The organism is Streptomyces sp. P5F9 (assembly GCF_057961495.1).
Window position 1 is genome coordinate 1 of record NZ_JBXVPZ010000074.1, and the last position, 21,798, is coordinate 21,798.

The window sequence follows — 21,798 nt, forward strand, 5'->3', positions numbered from 1 at the left end:
GGGGGCGAACGGGGTCGTCGGGACGGCCGCTTCCCGCATGGCCGTACTGCTGTCGGTGGTCGACTCGGACTGCTGCGTCATCGAGGAGGCTCCCATCGCTGAGCGTCGTCGCGGAGATCGTCGAAGATCGACCTCAAGGACATCAACGCGCGTTGCACGTGTGGCAGTTCCAACGGCAAGGGTGACGTGAGGCATTCCGCGCGTTCCGCATCGGTTCGGCCCAGCAGCGGCCCGGTGGACAGCCGGACGCGCAGCGCGCCCAGGTCGTCGCCGAACCGGTGGCCGCCCGGCGCGGGCATGCCGAGCCGGGCGGTGAGGAACTCCTCCAGGTCCTGCGCGTCGCCCACTCCCCGCGGGGTGAGCGCGTGGCGCAGCGGCCCGAGATCGACGTACAGATGACGTCCCGCCTGCGGCGGCCGGGAGAACGCGCCCGCCCCGGTGACGGCGGCGTGCGCGGCGGCGGCCACGCGCGCGTGCAGGCGTACGGCGGTGTCGCGGCGGGCGAGGACGGGCGGGGGTTCGCCGAGGGCGTGGCCGGCCGCGGCGGCGACCGGTGCGGCGACGCGGGCGCCGAGTGCGGTGAGGACGTCGAGCACGCGCGCGCGTAGCACCTGCCCGGCGCGGCCCGCGGGGAAGCGGGCGACGGCGGCGGGCCAGCCGGACGGGAGCAGCGCGCCGGCCAGGTCGGTGACGACGGTGACCTTGTCGGGGAGCATCTCGGCGGGGCTGAGCAGCATGGTGGCCCGGGGTGCGTGCAGGGTGTCGCGCCAGGTCTCGTCGCTGACCAGGTGCAGGCCCTCGGCCGCGGCGGCCTCGACGGTCTCGTGCATGACCTCGGGCGGCGCCACGGTAGCGGTCGGGTCGTCGGCCACCGAAAGGACGAGCAGCCGCGGATCACCGCCCTCGTCGCGGACCCGGCGCACGGTCTCCAGCAGGGCGTACGGATCGGGCACCCCGCCGCATTCGGCCGGGGTGCCCACATGGAACACGGATCTGCCCAACAGGCGCGCGTACGGCGCCCACCAGGCGGCGCAGGGTCTGGGCACCAGGACGTCACCGCCGAGCGCGGCGGTCAGCGCGACCAGCAGCGCGGGGGTACCCGGGGCGGCGGCCACGCGGGCGGGTTCGGCGGGCAGACCCCGGCGTTCGAAGTAGCCGCTCGCGGCGTCGAGCAGTACGGGGGCACCACCGACAGGCTGTTCCTCGATCCGGCTCGCGGCGGCGGCAAGGACGGCGGCCAGGCCCGGCAGCACGGGCAGCCCGTCGTCGGGAAACACCGGACCGTAACGCACAGGCCCCTGGCCTACCGCGTCCGCCTGCCGCATCGTGCCTCCGCGCAGTCCCTCGTGCAGTGCCGTGCCGTGTCCCGCTCGCGCGCTCAGTGCCCGGGTGTCCGCCTGCGCAGCCGGTACACGGCACCGCCGAAGGCACCCGCGATCAGTACACCACCGGCGACCAGAGCCGGAACAGAGTCGGTGAAGGTACCGCCCTCCCCCGCCCGCACCCCGCGCTGAACCGCGGCGGGCACCTCACCACAGGCATCCCCCCGGGGCTCCTGGCACGGCGGCTGCCCACCCCCGCGCTCGATGCTGAAGGTCGCGCTCCAGGGCCTCCCCTGTCCGCCGGGCGGCGCGGGACAGGTCCCGTCGACGGTCCACGCGGAGTCCCGCTCGACCCCGTCCGCGGAGATCCGTGCGGTCCCCCGGTAAGCGGCTCCGGCAGCCCGGTCGTCGTTGCCGGGCACGCGCTGCAGCTGGACGGTCCCGTCGTCGAACCCCTGGGACGTGGCGTCGATGGTCTCGGCCACGGTCCCCCCGACGGCCTCGCAGGTGACGGAAACGGTGACACTCCCACCTGCCCGCACACTGCTCGGACTGACCTCGGCGCCCGGATCAGCGGCCGGAGCGGGCCCGGCGGCGCCGACAAGGCCGACGACGGCCAGAGCAAGGGCGATGCGACGCATGAGCGGGTCTCCTTAGACCGAGGACGACGGCAACACCATCGAAGCCCGGTCCATTCGGAGACGCGCGCGGCCAGACCCCATTGGGGCTAAGGAGACCGACCGAGCGAGTGAAACACGGGCTGGCTGCAGCTTTTAGGGGCGCGGGGAACTGCGCGACCAGCCACGACGAGCTCGCACCCAACGTCTAAGCCGCATCTTCCAGAACCTGCTGCCGGATCCGAAGACAACACCGCTTGATCAACCGAGACACATGCATCTGCGAAATCCCGAACCGCTCAGCAATCCGGCTCTGCGTCATGTCCCCGAAGAACCGCAGGTACAAGATCTCCCTGTCCCGCTCAGGCAGCGCAGCCAACCGCGGTTTCACAGCCTCCCGATCGACCACGACATCCAACGCCGGATCAGCAGTCCCGAGAACATCGCTCAGCGAATACCCGTCCGAACCGCCGGGGGCAACCGCGTCCAGCGACAACGCACTGAAACTCTCCAACGCCTCAAGCCCCACCCGCACCTCCTCCTCGGAGAGACACGCGTGCGCGGCGATCTCCGCTACGGTGGGCCGCCGCCCCGGCACGGTCTGGGCAAGCTCCTGCCCGGCAACCCGCACCCTGTTCCGCAGATCCTGCACCCGCCGAGGCACATGCAACGTCCACATGTGGTCCCGGAAATGCCGTTTGATCTCACCGGTGATCGTGGGCACGGCGTAGTTCTCGAACGCGTTCCCGCGCTCGGGGTCGTACCGGTCGACGGCCTTCACCAGCCCGAGGGCAGCGACCTGGCGTAAGTCCTCGGTGCTCTCACCCCGGTTGCGGAACCGCCCCGCGAGCCGGTCGGCCATGGGCAGCCACGCCTCGACGATGTGTTCGCGGACGGTGTCGTGCTGTGGGCCGGGAGGCAGCGCGGCCAGCGTGCGGAACGCCTCCGCGGTGTCGGGGGCGTCATGGTGGGAACGGCGTTCCGTGCGCGTGCTCGTGCGAGCAGGCCGATTGGTCCGAGTAGGCATGGTGCGTCACAACTCCCTTGAGCATGCTCCGGGTTGGACGGTCACCGTCGGTGGGAACGCGTTTGCGATCCAGCGCTGGAAGTTCGCCTGCCCCCGGCCTCAAGGCACAAACACACACCGCTCAGTCCCGCTCGCGTGCCCCCTGCCGGGTACGGCCGGGGGCCACGCGGCGACGCGGATGGCGGCGCAGATACTCGCCCTCCAGTCCGGCCATACGGTCGTTGTGGGCGCGCAGCGCGTCGTTCGAGCCGTACAGCAGGGTGTCGTGGCGCGTGCGGTGGATGGTCTCCAGCTCCTTCATGAGCTGAGCATCGTCCAGGCGCGCAGGGTCGACTCCGGTCATGGTGTGCCCCGCTCGTCGAGTCTCACGGTCCTGAGTCCACTCTACGAACATTCGGGCCCCGCGGCCTCCGCACTGAACGGAACTATCGCGCCCGCTCCACCCGCCGCTCGTCCCACACCGGCTCGGTCGTCTCCCGGACCCTGCCGTCGCTGCCGAAGACCAGATACCGGTCGAAGGACCGGGCGAACCACCGGTCGTGCGTGACGGAGAGCACCGTCCCGTCGAACGCCTCAAGCCCCTCCTGAAGAGCTTCCGCGGATTCGAGGTCGAGGTTGTCGGTCGGCTCGTCCAGAAGCAGGGCAGTCACACCCTGGAGTTCCAGCAGCAGGATCTGGAAACGCGCCTGCTGCCCCCCGGACAGCCGGTCGAAGCTCTGCTCGGCCTGGCCGGTCAGCTCGTAGCGCCGCAGCCGGGACATCGCGGGCCCCTGGGCCTGCGCGTGCTCCTTCCACAGGATGTCGAGGAGGGTACGGCCCTGCAGTTCGGGATGGGCGTGGGTCTGCGCGAAGTGACCGGGCACGACGCGCGCGCCGAGCTTCCACTCCCCCGTGTGCTTCACCTCCTCGCCGGCGAGGAGCCGCAGGAAGTGCGACTTGCCCGAGCCGTTGGAACCGAGGACCGCGACCCGTTCGCCGTAGAAGACCTCCAGGTCGAAGGGCTTCATCAGCCCCGTCAGCTCAAGTCCCTTGCAGGTGACGGCCCTTACGCCCGTGCGGCCGCCCTTGATGCGCATGCTGATGTCCTGCTCGCGCGGCGGCTCCGGGGGTGGTCCCGCCTCCTCGAACTTGCGCAGGCGGGTCTGGGCGGCGGCGTAGCGGGACGCCAACTCGTGGCTGATGGAGGCCGCCTGACGGAGGTTCAGGACGAGCTTCTTCAGCTGGGCGTGCTTCTCGTCCCAGCGGCGGCGCAACTCCTCGAAGCGGGCGAAGCGTTCGCGCCGGGCCTCGTGGTAGGTGGCGAAGCCGGCGCCGTGCACCCAGGCGTCGGCGCCGGTGGGCGAGGGCTCCACGGAGACGATCTTCTCGGCGGCGCGGGCGAGAAGTTCACGGTCGTGGGAGACGAACAGGACCGTCTTGCGGGTCTCCTTGAGCCGCTCCTCAAGCCACCGCTTTCCGGGCACGTCAAGGTAGTTGTCGGGCTCGTCGAGCAGCAGTACTTCTTCGCTGCCGCGCAGCAGTGCCTCCAGCACGAGCCGTTTCTGCTCACCGCCGGAGAGTGTGCTCACCTGCCGGAACTGCGCCTTGTCGTACGGCACTCCGAGCGCGGCCATCGTGCACATGTCCCAGAGGGTCTCGAACTCGTAGCCGTGCACCTCGGCCCAGTCGGACAGGGCCTGCGCGTAGGCGAGTTGGGCCGCCTCGTCGTCGACGGTCATGATGCCGTGCTCGGCCTTGTCGACCTCGGCGGCGACCTCGCGGATACGGGGCGGAGCGACCGACACGAGCAGATCCCGTACGGTCGTCTCGTCGCGTACGGAGCCCACGAACTGGCGCATCACACCCAGGCCGCCGCTCACGGTGACCGTGCCGCCGTGCGGTTTCAGCTCGCCGGAGATCAGCCGCAGGAGGGTCGTCTTGCCTGCGCCGTTGGGCCCGACCAGGGCCACCACGGCGCCTTCGCCGACCCGGAAGGACACATCGCCGAGCAGCGGCCTCCCGTCGGGGAGGTAGTACTCAAGGTGTGCGGCTTCCAGATGTCCCATGACCACGCATTCTGTGGGGCGGCCTCACGGCCGGGCAAACCCTTATTGTGCCCGTCAGGGCCTCGCCATGACCTGGCCCGGAGCTTCGCTAGGCCGTGTCCGCAAAGTCCCGTCGTCCGCCCGGAGGGCGGGCTCCGCGGCGTTCGGTGCGTGCTCTCGGCGTGCCGGGCGGAAGCCCTCGTACTGGTTGTACGTGGGCTTTCGTCCGGTGCGGCGAGAGTGCGTGCCGGGCGTCGCGGGGCAGGCGGGACTTTGCGGACACGGCCTAGGGCTTCTGGTCCTCGTCGAGCGGCTGTCCCGTCGGGCCGGCGTCCGTGTCCGGTCCCGGTGTCTCGACCAGGGCGCCTTCCCAGGACAGGGCCTTCCAGCCGTCGGCCGGGGAGCCGTCCAGGATGACGATGCCGGTGTTGTCGAGGGGGCGGGAGGCGGCGAAGGCCACGTCGATGTTGTCGGCGCGGGCGGACGTCCACATCCGGATCGCGGCGCCGTGGCTGATCATGGCGACGGTGCGGGCGCCGCTGTCGGCGGCCTCCGCGATCACGCCGTCGTAGCGGGCGAGGGCCTCGGTGCCGCTCTCGCCGCCCGGCATCCGCAGCCCCGTGTCACCGGCGGCCCACGCGAACACGATCCGCATGTACTCGTGCCCGGGCTCGGTGTCGCCGGGCAGCATCTCCAGGTCACCGGCAGTGAGCTCCCGGATGCCGTCCCGGACGCGTACGTCGAGGCCGCGGGCGGCGGCCAGCGGGGCCGCGGTGCGCTGGGTGCGGATCAGGGTGGAGGCGTAGAGGGCCTCGATGTCCTCGTCGGCGAGGGCTTCGGGGAGGGCGGCGGCCTGGCGGCGGCCCAGGTCGGTCAGCTCGGCGCCGGGTATGGCCGTGTCGAGGAGATAGTCCACGTTGGCCGTGGTCTGGCCGTGGCGGATGAGGATCAGGCGCATGCGGGGGTCCTCCGATGGAACGGTCCGCCGACGGTCGGAACGAAGCGGTCCGCCGACGGTGGAAGGCGGTGGAAACGTTCCGCCGACGGTCCGCCTGGCAGCAAACGGCCATTTCAGGGTACCCGGCACCGCATGAGCCCTGACGTCGACCTCACGGTCCCGCTCCCCGGCCGCCACGCCCTGCGTGCATGGCTGCTCTCCCTCGACTCGCGCCTCTTCGAGGTGGCCGCCGAGCGGAACTGGCCCGCCGGTGAGCCCGTGCTGCCGCGGCTGAGCCGGAGTGCCAATCACGGCGTGCTGTGGTTCGCCACGGCCGCCGCGGTGGCCGCCAGCCGTACTCCGCGCGCCCGCCGGGCCGCCGCCCGGGGCATCGCCTCCCTGTCCCTGGCCTCCCTGGCGATCAACACGATCGGCAAGCGGACCGTGCGCCGCCCCCGGCCCGTCCTGGACCCGGTTCCGCTGGGCCGGCAGCTGAAGCGGCAGCCGATCACCACCTCCTTCCCGTCCGGTCACGCCGCGTCGGCCGCGGCCTTCGCTACCGGTGTGGCCCTGGAGTCCCCGGCCTGGGGCGCGGTCGTGGCGCCGATCGCGTTCTCGGTCGCCATGTCCCGCGTCTACACCGGCGTCCACTTCCCGAGCGACGTACTGGCGGGCGCCGCGCTGGGGGCGTGCGCGGCGTTCGCGGTGCGCGGCATGGTGCCGACCCGCGGGCAGTTCGTGCCGCCGGCCCGCGTGCGCGCCGAGGTCCCGGCACTGCCGGACGGTGAGGGCCTGGTCATGGTGGTCAACTCGGCCTCGGGCAGCGCGGTCCGGGCGGACGCGCTGACGGACTTCCTGCCCGGCGCGGAGGTCGTCGCCTGCCAACCGGCCGACATACGCGCCGAGTTGGAGAAGGCGGCGACCCGCGCCCGGGTCCTCGGGGTGTGCGGCGGCGACGGCACGGTCAACGCGGCGGCCGCGGTCGCCCTGCGCCACGACCTGCCCCTCGCGGTCCTCCCGGGCGGCACCCTCAACCACTTCGCCTACGACCTCGGCGTGGAGGGCCCGCGCGACCTGAGCAAGGCGATCAGGCAGGGCGACGCCGTACGCGTGGACGTCGGCCGGTTCAGGTCCGGCGCCACCCGGGGCGTCTTCCTCAACACCCTGAGCCTGGGCGTCTATCCGGAGCTGGTGCAGGAGCGGGAGCGCTGGGCGCCCCGGATCGGCGGCTGGCCCGCCGGCGTGCTCGCGGCACTGTGGGTGCTGCGCGCGGACCGGCATCCGCTGGAGGCCGAACTGGGCGGCCGCACCCGCCCGTTGTGGCTGCTGTTCGCCGGCAACGGCACCTATCACCGCAAGGGGGTCGCCTCCGGCCGCCGCGTCGACCTGGCGGACGGGCGTCTCGACATCCGGATCGTGCACGGCGGCCGCAGGCCCGCGCTCCGCCTGCTCTCGGCGGCGCTCGCGGGCCCGTTCACCCGTTCCCCCGCCCACGCGGCGGCCCAGGTGCACCGCCTGCGCCTGAGCGGCCTGACCCCGGGCACGCTGCTCGCGTACGACGGCGAAGTCACAGACATCAAGGGCGAGTTGACGCTGGAGGAGATGCCCGAGGCGCTGACGGTGTACCGACCATTGACGGAGCCCCTGATCACCCGTCAGTCCACATCGTAAAACGCGGGTCTCATTATTCGGCATGCGCGCGTACCTTCATGGATACGACGAAGAAGCCGCCGCGAAGGGGTAGGTAGAGCCATGCCGAAGCCGCAGGAGACCGCCGTCTACACGCACGGGCACCACGAGTCCGTGCTCCGTTCGCACACCCAGCGGACCGCCGCCAACTCCGCGGCCTACCTGCTCGGTTCGCTCAAACCGCACATGAGGATCCTGGACATCGGCTGCGGCCCCGGCACCATCACCGCGGACCTGGCGGCGCTGGTCCCGGACGGCCACGTCACCGGTGTCGACCGCGAGCCCGGCATCCTGGACCAGGCGAGGGCCACCGCGGCCCAACGCGGCCTGACCAACGTCGACTTCGCGGTCGCCGACGTCCACGCGCTGGACTATCCGGACGACACGTTCTGCGTGGTCCACGCCCATCAGGTGCTCCAGCACGTGGGCGACCCGGTGCAGGCTCTGCGGGAGATGATCCGGGTGACCAAGCCCGGCGGCTTCATCGCGGCCCGCGACGGGGACTACGCGGTGATGACCTGGTACCCCCTGGTACCGGGCCTGGACGACTGGCTGGACCTGTACCGCCGGGTGGCCCGCGCCAACGGCGGCGAGCCGGATGCCGGACGCCGTCTCAAATCATGGGCACTGCGGGCGGGCCTGACGGACGTCACGGCCACATCCAGCACCTGGACGTTCCACACTCCGGACGAGCGGGCCTGGTGGAGCGGCCTGTGGGCGGACCGTACCGTCGCGTCCTCGTACGCCGGGGTCGCGACCGGGGGCGGCCACGCGACCACCGAGGAACTGGACGCCGTGGCGGAGGCCTGGCGGGAGTGGGGGAAGCAGGAGGACGGCTGGTTCGCCGTGCTGCACGGGGAGATCCTCGGCCGCAAGGACGTCTGATCCGCCTGATCGGGGGCACTCGGCGGTCAGGAGGTTACACACTATGGTTCCGATCCTGATCGTCCTTCTGCTGGCGCTGATCCTGTTCGGTGCCGGCTTCGCAGTGAAGATCCTCTGGTGGGTGGCGCTGATCGTGCTCGCCGTGTGGCTGCTCGGCTTCCTGGTGCGCGGCACCTCGGCGGGCGGCGGCCGGGGACGCTGGTACCGCTGGTAGCGGGCCCGTCCCGCGGAACTACGCAGAGATCGGGCCCGTGCCCGCCGAGCGATCGGCGGGCACGGGCCCCTGGCGTCGAGCGCGTTCAGCGCACGCGTTGAGTGCGTTCAGCGCACGACCGCCGTCTCCACCAGCAGCCGCCCGGCCGCCGCGATCGACTCCGCGTCGATGCCGGCCGCGTGCAGCTGCTCGGCCGGGCTCGCCGAGCCGGGCATGGTGCGTACGGCGAGACGGACCAGGCGCGGTACCGGCCGGCCGTCGAGGAAGGCGTCCAGGACCGCGTCCCCGAGGCCGCCCTCGGGGTGGTGGTCCTCGACGGTGAGCAGACAGCCGGTGTCCTCGGCGGCCTGGCGCAGGGTCTCCCGGTCGACGGGCTTGACCGAGTACAGGTCGATGACCCGCACCTGGATGCCCTCGCGGTCGAGCGCGTCGGCGGCGGTCAGCGCCTCGGGCACGGTCACCCCGGCGGCCACGACCGTCAGCCGGTCCCGGCTGGAGAAGCGCAGCACCTTGCTGCCGCCGACCGGGAACTCCTCGTCGGGGCCGTAGACGACCGGCCCGGCGCCCCGCGAGGTCCGCAGATAGCGCACCCCCTCCAGGCCGGCCATCGAGGCGACGAGCCGGGCGGTCTGGTTGGCGTCGCACGGATACAGCACCGTCGAGCCGTGCACCGCGCGCATCATTGCCAGGTCTTCGAGCCCCATCTGCGAGGGCCCGTCCTGGCCGATGGACACACCCGCGTGCGAGCCGACCAGGTTGATCCCCGCGCCGCTGACGGCAGCCATCCGGATGAAGTCGTACGCGCGCGTGAAGAACGCCGCGAACGTGGAGGCGTACGGCACCCAGCCGCGCGCCGCCAATCCGACGGCCGCGCCGACCAGTTGCTGTTCGGCGATGTAGCACTCGAAGTAGCGGTCGGGGTGCTCCTTGGCGAAGAACTCCGCGCGCGTGGAGTCCCCGACCTCGCCGTCGAGCACCACGACGTCCCCGCGGGCGGAGCCGAGCGCGGCGAGGGCCTGGCCGAAGGCGTCGCGGGTGGGGACGTCGTCGCCCCGGTCGTAGCGTGGGAGTTCCAGCTGGTCGGCGCGTACGGAGTGCAGGGCGCGGGCGTCCAGGGGTCCCCGCACCTGGACGCGCAGGTCGCGCGGGCCGCCGAGTTCGGCGATCGCCGCGTCCGCGTCCGGCAGCGGTTTGCCGTGCAGGCCCTCGCGGTCCTGGACGGAGGCGACGCCCTTGCCCTTGAGGGTGCGCGCGAGGATCACGGTCGGCTGGCCGCTGGTGGACTCGGCCTCGCCGTAGGCGCGGTCGATCGCGTCCACGTCGTGTCCGTCGATCTCCGCCGTGTGCCAGCCGAAGGCCCGGAACCGGCGGGCGTACGCGTCGAGATCATGTCCGTGCCGGGTCGGGCCGCGCTGCCCGAGCCGGTTGACGTCGACGATCAGGGTCAGATTGTCGAGGTGTTCGTACGCCGCGTGCTCGGCGGCCTCCCACACCGAGCCCTCGGCCAGTTCGCTGTCCCCGCACAGCACCCACACGCGGTAGCCGGTGCGCTCCAGCCGCTTGCCGGAGAGGGCGATGCCGGCGCCGACCGGCAGTCCCTGACCAAGCGAACCCGTGGCGGTCTCGACCCACGGGAGCCGCTGCGGGGTGGGATGCCCTTCGAGACGGCTGTCCAGCATGCGGAAGGTGAGCAGTTCGGCGTCGTCCACGGCTCCTGCGGCCTTGTAGGCGGCGTAGAGCAGGGGCGAGGCGTGTCCCTTGGAGAGGACGAAGCGGTCGTTGCCGGGGTGGGCGGGGCGGTCGAAGTCGTAGCGGAGGTGGTGGGCGAGCAGGACGGCCATCAGATCCGCGGCCGACATGGAGGACGTGGGGTGTCCGGAGCCCGCCGCGTCGGCGGCCCGCACACTGTCCACGCGCAGTTGCTGTCCGAGTTCGACGAGTTCACCGGTGTTCATGGGGCTCCTTCGGGGGTGACCGTACGATCCATTCCGCGTCCCCCTGATCAAGCGGCCCAAACACGTGCCGAACGGTCACCGGGATCGTCCGAAAGGATCACCACGGCCCGCGCTCCCCAACTACGCTCGTCGGTATGGAGATTCTGGGAGCCACGCTGCGTATCTGCGTCGACGACCTGGAGACCGCCGTCCCCTTCTACGAACGGCTCGCGGGTGGCACCGCGCTCCGCTTCGAGCGCGGTGGGGTGTCGGTGGCCGCGGTCGGCTGTTTCCTGCTGATGAGCGGGCCTCCGACGGAGCTGGAGGTGTTGCGCAAGGTCGCCGCCACCATCGCCGTCAAGGACGTCGACGAGACCCACGCGGTCCTGACCGAGCTGGGCGCCCACATCGTCGCGGGCCCCATCGCCTCCCCGGCGGGCCGCAACCTGATCGCGATGCATCCGGACGGGACGGTCTACGAATACGTGGACCGACGGGCCTGATCGGCGACCGCCGGTCCACGCTCGGTCTCAGGGCGTGTCCGGCCGCATCCTGAAGTCGTAGCGCGTCGGCAGTGGTTCATCGGTGAGCCGGGACCACAGCCGTCCGATCGACTCGGCGCCCTCGCGCAGATCGGCGACCTCGAACCCCTCGTCGAAGACGGCCCACGCGTCGTCGCGCCGCCCTTCAGCGAGCAGCAACTCGGCCTGGAGCAACAGGAATCGGCCGCGTTCCCGGGTGACGGGATGCAGCATCTCCCAGACAGCGCGGGCATCGGCAGTCCGTCGCACCCGCAGCAACGCCTCGACGGCCTCACGCCCGAGCGCGGCCGTCGCGGCGGTCCACCGCTCCCCCGCGTCCCGCCGCTCATGACACAGGTCCGCGAAGGCCTCGTTGTACCGGTCCGCGGCCCGCTCGTGGTTCCCCGCCTCCTGATCCGCCACGGCGAGACAGCGCAGCAACGGCCAGAGGGACGGGGCGAGTTCGAGCGCCCGCTCCCAGCTGCGCACCGCCTGCGCCCGATCGCCGGCGTGCCACTGCGCGACGCCGAGGTGGTACTCGGTGAGCGGGGTCGCGGCCGCGGTCTCCAGCATGTCCCGCCAGTGCGAGGCGACCAGCGTCTCGCCGGGCGGCCGGACCCGGCGCGGCTCGGGCAGGACGCCGCTCCGCAGGAGTTCCGCCCAGGGCGCCTGCGCCTCGCCGAGCGTGGACTCCTCGAAGGGCGTGCCCGGCAACTTCCAGTCCGTGCGCAGGACTTCGAGCGCGCCCCACCCCGAGCCGGTCGCGAGTATCTCCCCGGGTTCGGTGTCGGCGTGCGGCTTCCAGGCGGCGTAGGCGGCGTCGAACCCGGCGCGGGGCAGGGCGGTTTCGAGCCGCGCCTCGGCACCGTCCACGACGGTGGACCACTCCCCGTCTGCCCGCGCGTCGAGCGGCCCGTACGCCTCCAGCCAGGACACCTCGCTCTCCGGGTCCAGCCGTACGTGCTCCAACTGCGTGCGGGCCAGGCCCGCTTGGATCTCGCAGTAGCCGCCGGTCCCCGGCTCGGTGAGCCACTCCTGCCAGCGCCGGCCACCACTGCCGGCGCCCCACACGAACAGCTTGCGGCCCCGCAGCACGTCGGTGGACGTCTGCACCAGCCCGTGCCCGTCCGCGTCGAGCGCGGCGATCCAGCGGCGCCGTCCGTCGGGCAGTTCGTAGAAGTAGTCCGCTGCGTAAGGGCTGTTGAGGGGATAGGACCGGTCCACTCCGTCGTACGACGGCACCGGCACCCGGCGCAGCCGCCGCTCGTACCCGAAGAGCCAGGCCTCCTCCGCCGGTGCGAGGACCCGGCGTTCCTCCGGTACGGCGATGTTGGACCACCAGTAGGTGGGCGCGGGCCGCTCGTGCGGGTTGCGGATGCGGACGCCGACGTAGAGGAAGTCGGAGCCGTCCGGGAGCCAGAGGTCGACCTGGAAGGGGAGGTCGCGGAGGCGTTCCCACTCCCACAGGCGGAGCATCTCGCCGCCGTCGGGGGCGGGGACACGGGCGGCGTGCAGGGGTGCGCAGGAGAGGGTGGTGTGGCCGGTCGCGCCGATGTTCCACTCGATGCCGCCGGAGAACCAGGCGCCGTTGAGGGCGAAGTTGGCGGGCTGCAACACCGGGTTGCGGTACAGGAGTTCACGGTCGGTGGGCTTGTGGACGAGGGAGGCGATGCGGCCGCCGAGGGCGGGGAGCACGGTGGCGCGGAGCCGGTCGTTCTCGATCACGAGGGCGTCGATGCGACGGGGTGTGCGGTCTCTGCCGTAGCCGTCCCGGACGCGGGTCGGCAGCAGGCTGCGGAGGGGTTCGTAGCCGACCTGGCGGGCCATGTCGCGCGGGAGGTCCTCGCGGTCGCGGTCGTCTATGCGGTGTTCCCCCACTGCCTTAAGGGCGTGGGAGGTGCCCCCATCGTCGAGCGGACGCAGTGGGGGCAGCGGGTTGTCGGGACCCAACTCCGCGGCGGGGAGCGTCAGTACCTCACGTCGGATCGTCGTCACGATCACCATGGAACCCGGCAACGGGTGCGGTGGCCAGGGGCATTGCCAGTCAGGATTCCGCAAAGACGGGGGCCCGCGGGGAGCGGGCGGAAAAATCCGCGTGCGGTCGCCGCTCGCCGCCGTACAGTCGGGCCGTTCGACGACATGGACCGAGGAGTGGAACGGCTGATGGGCGAGCGGCACACGTACCGGGTGATCGTCCGGGGTACCTGGGACGCGCTGACGGACGAGGCGCGGGAGCGGCTGCTGGGCGAGGCGGCGGAGCACGGGATGCTGAGCATGCGGTTCACCGAGGAGGGCTCGCTCAGTTACGAACCGTCGCCGCTCAAGCACTTCTCGTGGCGGTATGTGGTGGTCTCGGACGTGGCCGACGGTGACGAGATGGCGGCCGCGCTCGCGGAGGACCGCGCCGAGACCGCGCTCAAGGGCCTCGGCTACGGCTTCCGTGACCTGAAGTCGACGGTGACGGACCTGGACACGATGAAGGTCAACCGGAAGTCCGCATCTCGGCGGTGATCGCCCAGCGCTCGTGGTCCCGCCACGCGCCGTCGATGTAGATCATGTCCGGCGAGAAGCCTTCGAGCCGGAACCCGCAGCTGCGGGCGAGGGCGATCGAGGGAAGGTTGGTGGGCTGCACGTTGATTTCGAGCCGGTGCAGCCGCATCGGCCCGAAGGCGTGGCCCACCACGAGGTTCATCCCCTCGCGCATCAGCCCGCGCCCGGCCGCGTGCGCGAAGGCTCCGTAGCCGAGCGCTCCGCACTGGAAGCCGCCCTCGACGATGTTGTTGATGTTGATGAACCCGGCGATGCCCCCGCCGTCCACCTCGCACACGAGGAACCCGGCCTTGGACCGGTCCTCGATCAGCCGCCGTGCGTAGGCGCTGTACGCGTCCCCGCTCTCCGGCGGGAACAGCCACGGCTGGTGCAGGTCCTTGCTCTCCCGGGCACGCGCGGTGAACTCGGCACCGTCCTCGTACGTGAAGTGGCGTATGCCCACGCGGGGGCCCTCGGCGAGATAACGGGATGCGGTCTGCGGCATCCCGTCACCTTAGTTCGGGGTCAGCGGCGCCGTCGCATGAAATACCACCCGCACAGGGCGCCGATGACCGCCGTGCCCAGCAGCGCCATCCACAGCGGCATGGTGACCTCGGGGATCAGCAGACGGATCTTCGTGGCGCGGGTGTTCTCGAAGATGAAGATCAGGGCCAGCACGGCGAGCAGCAGAACCGTGATCCGGGCGGGCGTCAGCACGCGTTCCCGCTGGCCGGTCCTGCCGCCGCTCTCGGTGGTCTTCGGGCTCATGTCTCCAGGGTGAGCCCGAATCGGCCATCACGCACGGTGAGCCTCAGTCCGCGACGACCGGCAGCTCCAGCACCCCGGTGTCCTGCGGCGAGCTGACCACGGCGACCGGCTTGATCCCCCGGTTCCCGGTGTACGCGTCGTCGCTCGCCGCGATCACGAACTGGAGCCGGTGCCCCTTCGCGTACCGGTGCACGATCCCCGGCAGGGTCACCGAGAAGCTCTTCGTGACGTCCGGCACGCGGACAGGAGCGACCAACCTGTGGACAAGCGTCTTGCTGCCGTCGGGGGCGACATCGTAGAGCTTGGCGAAGAGGACGAGGTTGTCGGCGGCGTCGCCGGAGTTCTGGGTGCGCCGCGCCTTCGGGGAGACGACCTTCAGTGTGGCCTTCGGGGCGCCCACGACGTCCGTGGTGCGGGTCAGGGGTTCGCTGGACCACCCCAGGTACGTGCCCGCCGTGTCGTACGGCGCCGGGTCCGGCAGACCGATCGTCCCGCTCAGCGAGCTCTCCGAATGGCTCGTGGGGACAAGCCAGTTGGTGTAATCACGGCTGCCGCGCGCCACCTTCGCCCGGTTGTCCACGAGCTTGCCGTCGCCGGAGAGATAGAACTTCTCGTCGAGCGCGGGGAGTTGGCTCGCCGTCGCATAGGTGTCGGCCGGGTCCGTGATCCAGTCGCGGTAGTAGGCGAATGCCGGTCCCGTGTCCGTGTTCTTCCGCTGGAGGAGATAGCGGTCGAACCAGGCCAGGATGCGCCTGCCCACATAGCTCGACTCCAAGTCTCCCTTGCTCAGGTCGAGTTCACCGGCGGCGGGGTCGGTCATCCCGCCGCTGTGCCCCCACGACTGCCAGATCATCTTGGCGGTCGTCCCCTGCGCCTTCAGCGTCTTGTACGTCGCCGTCGCCTCGTTGAGGTTGAACAGGCTGTCGGCCTGTCCCTGGACGAGGAGCGTCGGGGCCTTCACCCGGTTCAGATACGACACCGGCGAGACGCTGTGCGCGTACGCGAGCAGGTCGGCCGTCGCCCCGGCCGGATAGCTGCCGGAGTTCAGGGTGCGGATTATGGCGCAGGCCCGGGTGACGAAGTGCAGGCAGCCGAGGGAGTTGATCCGGGTCGGGTCGAGGCTCGTCACGGTCAGGGGCTGGGTCTCGCCGATGAGGTAGAAGCCGTTGGTCCACTGCCACTTGAAGGCGCCGGGCACGGTCCGACCGCCTTGGCCCACCGCGTTGTTGGGGTCGAGGGAGTACGCCAGGTCGTTCCAGGTGATCAGAGGGACGAGCGCGTCGACCCGGTGATCCACGGCCGCCGTCGCCAGCTGGATCGCGCCGCCGTACGATCCGCCGATCATCCCGACGCGCGGGTCGCCCTTCGCGTCGAGGGTCACGAAGTCGGCCCTGGTCCCGTCGTCGGCGGCCCGTGTGCCGGCCAGGAAGTCGATCAGCCCCGACGCGGCCTCGCCGTCGATGCCCGGGTCGTCGAGCGAGACGAGACACCCGGACCTGCCGAAGCCGAGCCCGGAGTAGACGAGTCCGACATAGCCGCGCTCCGCGAAGGCCTTGCCGATGGCGTCGGTCGAGCCGTCCGACTTGCTGCCCCCGAAGCCGTTGGTCGCCAGTACCGCGGGCGCCGGGTGGGCGCGGTCCACGCCGGCGGGCCGGTACAGATCGGCGTCGACCGTGCAGTCGCGGCCGCCCGCGGGGACGGTGAACTTCAGTGCGGTGACGGTGTATTGGCCGGCGGCGGTGGCGGGGGTGCCGAGGGCGAGCGGGGCGGTGAGAGTGAGAGCCAGCGCGGCGCGGATTCCAGGCACACGACGGGACACAGAGACCTCCACACTGAGGACAACCCGACTGAGGGAACAGCGACTTACCGACCGGTAAGTACTGGCCCACGCCCATGGTGTGACACGTGTCAGGCCGGGTCAATCACCGTGAAGGGTGTTTCTTGACAGGAATTCAACAAGCGCGTGGCTACCGCAGCGCGGGCTCGTCCAGCGTCAACGTGCCCGCGTCCGCGTCCAGTTCGGCGGTCACGCCGAGCGGTATCGTCAGCGCCCCGTCGCAGTGCCCGAACCCGAACTCCTCCACCACCGGAACACCGAGTCCGCCGAGCCGGTCCACGAGCACCGGGCGCAGTTGCTCGTACGGTCCGCAGCGCGCCCACGATCCGAGGACGATGCCCGCGACGCCTTCGAGCCAGCCGCTGCGCAGGAGTTGGGTCAGCATCCGGTCGATGCGGTACGGCTGTTCGCCGACGTCCTCGATCAGCAGCAGCCCGCCGCGCGCACCAGCCGCCGCGTGCCGGGTGCCGAGGTCGGTGGCGAGCATGGCCAGACACCCGCCGAGCGTGACACCCCGGGCCCGCCCCGGCACCAGCGCACCGCCGCCGTTCGGGACGGCCCGGATGGTCCGCACGGACTCCGGGTCGAAGAGGGTCGCCCTCAAGTGCTCCTGCGCGCGGGCGTTCTTGATGAAGTCGGCGCCCGCGGCGACGGGCCCGTACAGCGAGACCAGTCCCAGCCGTGCGGCGAACGCCTGCTGAATCACGGTGGGGTCGCTGAAGCCGACGAACACCTTCGGCCCGGCGGCTCGCATCGCCTCCCAGTCGAGCAGGTCGACGATGCGCTGCATGCCGTAGCCGCCGCGGGCGCACAGGACGGCGGACACGGACGGGTCGCACCAGGCGTTCTGCAGATCGGCCGCGCGGTCGGCGTCGGTGCCCGCCAGATAGCCCAACTCGCCGTGCCGGTCCAGTACATGGGGGGTTACGAACGGGTCGAGGTCCCAGCCGCGCAGGATGTCGAGGCCCGCCTCCAGCCGTTCCTCGGACACTAGCCCGCTGGTCGCGACGACGGCCACGCGGGCCCCGGCGGTGAGTCGGTACGGGCGGACGAGCGCGGTCACGTGGTGAGCTCCAGGGTCGGGATACCGGGCGGGGTGAGGCCGAAGGCCTGTGCGTACAGGGAGAGTTCGGCCTCCAGGGCGCGGATCATGGTGTCGGCGCGGCGGAAGCCGTGGCCCTCGCCCTCGAACGCGAGGTAGGCGTGCGGTACTTGGCGTCCGCGCATCCGTTCCAGGAAGCGTTCGCACTGGACGGGCGGGCAGATCACGTCGGCCAGGCCCTGCATCAGCAGGAAGGGCGCGGTGACGCGGTCCGCGTGCTCCACGGGTGAGCGCTCGGCGTACCGGGCGGGCACCTCGGCGAGCGGGCCGACCAGGGTCTCCAGGTACCGGGACTCGAAGTCGTGGGTCTCCCCCGTGGCCCAGTTGGCCAGGTCGAGAACCGGATAGATGATCGTGCCGCAGGCGTAGACGTCGGTCGTGACGAGGGACGCGGCGCTGGTCCAGCCGCCCGCGCTGCCGCCCCGGACGGCCAGCCGGGCGCGGTCGGCGGTGCCCTCGTCGGCGAGGGCCAGCGCGACGGCGGCGCAGTCCTCGACGTCGACGACACCCCACTGTTCGCGCAGCCGGTTGCGGTACTCGCGGCCGTGCCCGGTGGAGCCGCCGTAGTTGACCTCGGCGACGCCGATGCCGCGCGAGGTGAAGTAGGCGATCTCCAGGTCGAGGACGAGCGGCGCCCGGCTGGTGGGTCCACCGTGCGCCCAGATGACGTACGGCGGCAGTTCGTCGCCCGGCGCTGCCCAACTCGGGCTGTGCGGTGGGTAGATGTGGGCGTGGATGTCGCGTCCGGCGGGGCCGGTGAAGGTGCGGATCTGCGGTTCGGGGTAGTACGCGGGGTCCACGGGGTCGTCGTGGGCGGCGCCGATCACCCGGGCTCTGCCGATGGGGGTCCCCCCGCGCGAGGTCGTTCGAGCATGGGGGAGGCTGTCGAGTTCGACGACCTCGTAGGCGCTGCGCGGGCTGGCCCCGACGCCGACGATGCGCTCGCCGTTCACCGCGAGGGTGGACGCGAACTCGGTCCAGGGGCCGGCCGCGTCGACGACCTCGCCGGTCTCCGGGTCCAGGACGCCGAGCAGGGTGGCGCCCCGGCCGTGCACGACGGCGATCGGCCCGCTCTCCAGGGGGGCGAACCAGCGCTGGCCGAGCTTCCACAGCGGCCCGCCGAACTCCTCCTCGCGGGCGCACAGCGGCTGGTGGTCGCGGTAGAGGTTCCACCAGCCGGTGCGGTCGCTGGCGTACAGGAGCGAGCCGTCGAAGCCCCAGTCGGCCTGCGCGATCGACTCCTCGGGCCCGCCGGCGACGGTCCGGGGCTCCCCGAACGTGCCGTTGTCCGCGACCTCGGCGAGCAGCAGCTCCGTGCCGTCCCACGGCATCCGAGGATGGTCCCAGGCGAGCCAAGCCGCCTTCCGCCCGTCGGGCGAGACGCGCGGCCCGGACACGAACCGGTGCCGGTCGTCGGTGAGTTCACGTACCGCGCCCCGGTCCTCGGCGGCGGATCCGTCCAGCGGTACGGCCGCCAGCACGCGCCGTACGTCACCGGGGGCCTCGCCGGTGAACTCCTCCAGCACGCACCACACTTCGCCCAGGTCCAGGCGCACCTGCGGTTCCGCCCAGCGGAGTCCGCCGCCCACGCGGGACACGGGGGTGAGCGGGCGCGGCTCGCTTCCGGGGTTGTGGCGATACAGGCGCTGATCGGTGAAGTTCACGAAGACCACGAGGGGTTGACCGTCTTGGACCGTTCCAGCCCAGGGCTGCCCGCCGTACTCCATGACCCGGCTGCGGACGTTCCACGGAGCGGGCAGCACCGACTCCTCGGAGCCGTCCACCAGGCGCCGTACCAGGGTGCGGCGGCCGCCCTCGGTGGGCCGGGGTTCGGTCCACCAGGCCTCGTCGCCGACGAAACCGACGTACTCGGGGTGTCCGTCGTGCGCGGCGGCGAGGGCCGCGTCGACGGGAGAGGGCCACGAGCCGTACGCCAAGGTCTGCACGTTCTCCCCCACTTGCTCAGGACCTGTCCAGCGGATCATGTCGGAGACGCGGGGTGTGGCACGCACTCCCCCACTGCCTTAAAGGCGTGGGGGGACCCCCAGCCGCGTTGTCGTCGGTCGCCGACGCTCCGCGTCGCCTCCCTCCTCCGCCTTGCAGCTGCACGCACCACACCCCGCTCGCCCGTGTTGTCATGCATACCGTTACTTCCCTCCAACCTGATCCGCCGCACAGGCCCTAGGCCGTCCTCAGGAAGCGGTCCAGGACCCGGACGCCGAAGTGCAGTGCCTCGACCGGGACCCGTTCGTCGACTCCGTGGAACAGCGCCTGGTAGTCGAAGCCCTCCGGGAGCTTCAGCGGTGCGAAGCCGTAGCCGGTGATGCCGAGGCGCGAGAACTGTTTGGCGTCCGTGCCGCCGGACATGCAGTACGGGACCACGTGTCCCTCGGGGGCGAACTCCTCGACGGCGGCCCGCATCTGAGCGTATGTCAGGGAGTCGACCGGTGCCTGGAGGGCCACTTCGCGGTGGTGGAACTCCCAGTCGACGTCCGGTCCGGTGAGCCGGTCCAGGGTGGTGCGGAACTCGTCCTCGCCGCCCGGGAGATAGCGTCCGTCGACGTAGGCCACGGCCTCGCCCGGGATCACGTTGACCTTGTAACCGGCGTTCAGCATGGTCGGGTTGGCGCTGTTGCGGACGGTGGGCTCGACGAGTTTCGCCGCCGGGCCGAGCTTGGCGAGGAGTCCGTCGACGTCGTCGAGGTCGGCCTCGATGCCGTACAGGGCGGCGAGTTCGGTGAGGGCGGCACGGACGGTCGGGGTGAGCCGTAGCGGCCATTCGTGTTCGCCGATGCGGGTGATCGCGGCGGCGAGACGTGTGACGGCGTTCTCGTGGTTGACCTTGGAGCCGTGGCCCGCGCGGCCGTGCGCGGTCAACTTCAGCCAGCCGGTGCCGCGTTCGCCGGCGGCGATGGGGTAGATCTCCCGGCCGGTGCCGTCGTGGAAGGTGAACGCGCCTGATTCGCTGATGCCCTCGGTGCAGCCCTCGAAGAGCCCGGCGTGCTCGTCGGCGAGGAACCCGGAGCCGTCCACGGCGCTCGCCTCCTCGTCGGCGGTGAACGCGATGACGAGGTCGCGCCGGGGCCGTACGCCCAGCCTGGCCCAGGCGCGGACGACGGCGAGGATCATCGCGTCCATGTTCTTCATGTCGACCGCGCCGCGCCCCCAGACGACCCCGTCGCGGATCTCCCCGGAGAACGGGTGCACGCTCCAGTCCTCGGCCTGCGCGGGCACGACGTCCAGGTGACCGTGCACGAGCAGCGCGTCCGCGGAGGGGTCGGTGCCCTCGATGCGGGCGACGACGTTGGTGCGGCCCTTGGAGCGTTCCAAGAGGGTCGGTTCGAGCCCCGCACCGGCCAGTCGCTCGGCGGCGTACTCGGCGGCGGGTCTCTCCTGGCAGTCGCCGCCGCCCCGGTTGGTCGTGTCGATGCGGATGAGGTCCGAGGTGAACGTCACGACCTCGTCCAGGGCCCGCTCGTCGATGTCAGCCATACTGCTCCTCCACCGCGGCCGAGACGATCGTGGTGACCGCCTTGAAGGTCCGGATGCCCTCATACATGGTGTCGCTGGTGTACGCCACTTTCCGCTCCCCGACCCGTGCGACACCGGGGACGACGGTGGCGGCCATGGCAAGGTGTTCGGCGTCGAATTCGAGGGCGACGGTGAACGGGCCGCCCCGCACCGGCTCCTGACGGACCGCCAGTTTCGCCGCCTCCTTCGCCGCCGCGCGGATGTCGGCGGCCGTCCTGGCCGGCGTGCGGCACACGGCCGCGTACCGCGACACGTGGTCCTTGACGGCCACCTTCAGCGCCTCGGGCGCGTACCCGAGGGCGTCCTCGCAGGCCACGTCGTCACCCGTGACCAGGACGACCGGTACCCCGTACTCGGCGACGACATGCGCGTTCAGCAGTCCCTCGCTCGCGCGGACGTCGTTCAGCCACACGCCGGTGATCGAGTTCGCGAGGTAGGTGTGAGCGAGGACGCCCTCCATGCCGGCGCCCGCGTGATAGCCGACGAACGCGATGCCGTCGACGTCGCCGTGCTGCACGCCCTCCACCATGGAGAGGGACTTGTGGCGTCCGGTGAGCATCTCGGTCCGCTCGTCGAGCCGTTCGAGCAGCAGGTTGCGCATCGTCCAGTGGGCCTCGTTGACGAGCACCTCGTCGGCGCCGCCGTCGTAGAAGCCGAGGACGGCCGCGTTCACGTCCGAGGTGAACATCGAACGGCACCGCTCCCACTGCGGCGTCCCCGGCAACACGTCGGCCGGCCAGGTGACGCCGGTCGCACCCTCCATGTCGGCGCTGATGAGGATCTTCATAGGGCATCACGTTACGCGCCGACGAGGAATCCGCCAGGAAGAAGCGGCGCGGAATTCAACGACATTGAGCAGCG

20 protein-coding genes are annotated in these 21,798 nt (G+C 71.5%); 5 read left to right on the top strand and 15 right to left on the bottom strand.

Going from position 1 to position 21,798, the window contains the following annotated elements:
* Positions 1-77 precede the first annotated feature (77 nt).
* The 6 genes from AC31A1_RS15085 to AC31A1_RS15110 all read right to left on the bottom strand — a co-directional run bounded on the left by AC31A1_RS15085 (position 78) and on the right by AC31A1_RS15110 (position 5,948).
* Positions 78-1,325, bottom strand: a complete 1,248-nt coding sequence (locus AC31A1_RS15085; RefSeq protein WP_489653800.1) for an aminotransferase class I/II-fold pyridoxal phosphate-dependent enzyme — start codon at positions 1,323-1,325, stop codon at positions 78-80.
* Positions 1,326-1,378: 53 nt separating this feature from the next.
* Positions 1,379-1,963 (bottom strand): hypothetical protein, encoded by a 585-nt coding sequence (locus AC31A1_RS15090; RefSeq protein WP_489653801.1) that lies wholly within the window; start codon positions 1,961-1,963, stop codon positions 1,379-1,381.
* 184 nt (positions 1,964-2,147) lie between these two features.
* Positions 2,148-2,966, bottom strand: a complete 819-nt coding sequence (locus AC31A1_RS15095) for an RNA polymerase sigma factor SigF (protein WP_489653802.1) — start codon at positions 2,964-2,966, stop codon at positions 2,148-2,150.
* Positions 2,967-3,087: 121 nt separating this feature from the next.
* Positions 3,088-3,360, bottom strand: a complete 273-nt coding sequence (locus tag AC31A1_RS15100) for a DUF6158 family protein (RefSeq protein WP_489653803.1) — start codon at positions 3,358-3,360, stop codon at positions 3,088-3,090.
* A 31-nt stretch (positions 3,361-3,391) separates the two neighbouring features.
* Complete coding sequence (locus tag AC31A1_RS15105) at positions 3,392-5,011, bottom strand: ABC-F family ATP-binding cassette domain-containing protein (RefSeq protein WP_489653804.1); 1,620 nt, start codon at positions 5,009-5,011, stop codon at positions 3,392-3,394.
* 265 nt (positions 5,012-5,276) lie between these two features.
* Positions 5,277-5,948: a histidine phosphatase family protein gene (locus AC31A1_RS15110; protein ID WP_489653805.1), complete on the bottom strand. Its 672-nt coding sequence runs from the start codon at positions 5,946-5,948 to the stop codon at positions 5,277-5,279.
* A gap of 132 nt (positions 5,949-6,080) precedes the next feature.
* Between AC31A1_RS15110 and AC31A1_RS15115 the strand changes: the two genes are divergently transcribed.
* The 3 genes from AC31A1_RS15115 to AC31A1_RS15125 all read left to right on the top strand — a co-directional run bounded on the left by AC31A1_RS15115 (position 6,081) and on the right by AC31A1_RS15125 (position 8,715).
* Positions 6,081-7,598, top strand: a complete 1,518-nt coding sequence (locus AC31A1_RS15115) for a bifunctional phosphatase PAP2/diacylglycerol kinase family protein (RefSeq protein WP_489653806.1) — start codon at positions 6,081-6,083, stop codon at positions 7,596-7,598.
* An 81-nt stretch (positions 7,599-7,679) separates the two neighbouring features.
* Entirely contained in the window at positions 7,680-8,501 is an 822-nt protein-coding gene (locus AC31A1_RS15120) for a class I SAM-dependent methyltransferase (RefSeq protein ID WP_489653807.1), read from the top strand.
* A 43-nt stretch (positions 8,502-8,544) separates the two neighbouring features.
* Positions 8,545-8,715 (top strand): hydrophobic protein, encoded by a 171-nt coding sequence (locus tag AC31A1_RS15125; protein WP_352177549.1) that lies wholly within the window; start codon positions 8,545-8,547, stop codon positions 8,713-8,715.
* 107 nt (positions 8,716-8,822) lie between these two features.
* On the opposite strand, the gene AC31A1_RS15130 is transcribed toward AC31A1_RS15125, so the two are convergent.
* The gene (locus AC31A1_RS15130) at positions 8,823-10,670 is read right to left on the bottom strand and encodes a transketolase (protein ID WP_489653808.1); all 1,848 of its coding nucleotides are present in this window, start codon (positions 10,668-10,670) and stop codon (positions 8,823-8,825) included.
* 134 nt (positions 10,671-10,804) lie between these two features.
* On the opposite strand from AC31A1_RS15130, the gene AC31A1_RS15135 reads away from it, so the two are divergent.
* Entirely contained in the window at positions 10,805-11,152 is a 348-nt protein-coding gene (locus AC31A1_RS15135) for a VOC family protein (RefSeq protein WP_489653809.1), read from the top strand.
* Positions 11,153-11,179: 27 nt separating this feature from the next.
* On the opposite strand, the gene AC31A1_RS15140 is transcribed toward AC31A1_RS15135, so the two are convergent.
* On the bottom strand, positions 11,180-13,174 hold the full coding sequence (locus tag AC31A1_RS15140) for a DUF5107 domain-containing protein (protein WP_489653810.1): 1,995 nt from the start codon (positions 13,172-13,174) through the stop codon (positions 11,180-11,182).
* A 159-nt stretch (positions 13,175-13,333) separates the two neighbouring features.
* On the opposite strand from AC31A1_RS15140, the gene AC31A1_RS15145 reads away from it, so the two are divergent.
* Positions 13,334-13,681 (top strand): DUF6204 family protein, encoded by a 348-nt coding sequence (locus AC31A1_RS15145; protein ID WP_489653820.1) that lies wholly within the window; start codon positions 13,334-13,336, stop codon positions 13,679-13,681.
* Here the strand turns inward: AC31A1_RS15145 and AC31A1_RS15150 are convergent.
* The 7 genes from AC31A1_RS15150 to AC31A1_RS15180 form a co-directional block, all read right to left on the bottom strand.
* Positions 13,653-14,204 (bottom strand): GNAT family N-acetyltransferase, encoded by a 552-nt coding sequence (locus AC31A1_RS15150; RefSeq protein ID WP_489653811.1) that lies wholly within the window; start codon positions 14,202-14,204, stop codon positions 13,653-13,655. The genes AC31A1_RS15145 and AC31A1_RS15150 overlap by 29 nt on opposite strands.
* Before the next feature lie 20 nt (positions 14,205-14,224).
* A complete protein-coding gene (locus tag AC31A1_RS15155; protein WP_266774077.1) occupies positions 14,225-14,467 on the bottom strand; it encodes a LapA family protein in 243 nt (80 codons plus the stop codon).
* A gap of 43 nt (positions 14,468-14,510) precedes the next feature.
* Entirely contained in the window at positions 14,511-16,286 is a 1,776-nt protein-coding gene (locus tag AC31A1_RS15160; protein WP_489653812.1) for a CocE/NonD family hydrolase, read from the bottom strand.
* Between the two features lie 148 nt (positions 16,287-16,434).
* Positions 16,435-17,367 carry a S66 peptidase family protein gene (locus AC31A1_RS15165; protein ID WP_489653813.1) on the bottom strand — a complete coding sequence of 311 codons (933 nt, stop codon included), beginning with the start codon at positions 17,365-17,367 and terminating at the stop codon, positions 16,435-16,437.
* Entirely contained in the window at positions 17,364-19,352 is a 1,989-nt protein-coding gene (locus AC31A1_RS15170) for a prolyl oligopeptidase family serine peptidase (RefSeq protein WP_489653821.1), read from the bottom strand. Before AC31A1_RS15170 ends, AC31A1_RS15165 begins: the two co-directional genes overlap by 4 nt.
* Before the next feature lie 235 nt (positions 19,353-19,587).
* Positions 19,588-20,898, bottom strand: coding sequence for a M20/M25/M40 family metallo-hydrolase (locus AC31A1_RS15175; RefSeq protein ID WP_489653814.1), 1,311 nt, complete (start codon positions 20,896-20,898; stop codon positions 19,588-19,590).
* Positions 20,891-21,724: a M55 family metallopeptidase gene (locus AC31A1_RS15180; RefSeq protein WP_489653815.1), complete on the bottom strand. Its 834-nt coding sequence runs from the start codon at positions 21,722-21,724 to the stop codon at positions 20,891-20,893. Before AC31A1_RS15180 ends, AC31A1_RS15175 begins: the two co-directional genes overlap by 8 nt.
* Positions 21,725-21,798: the final 74 nt, after the last annotated feature.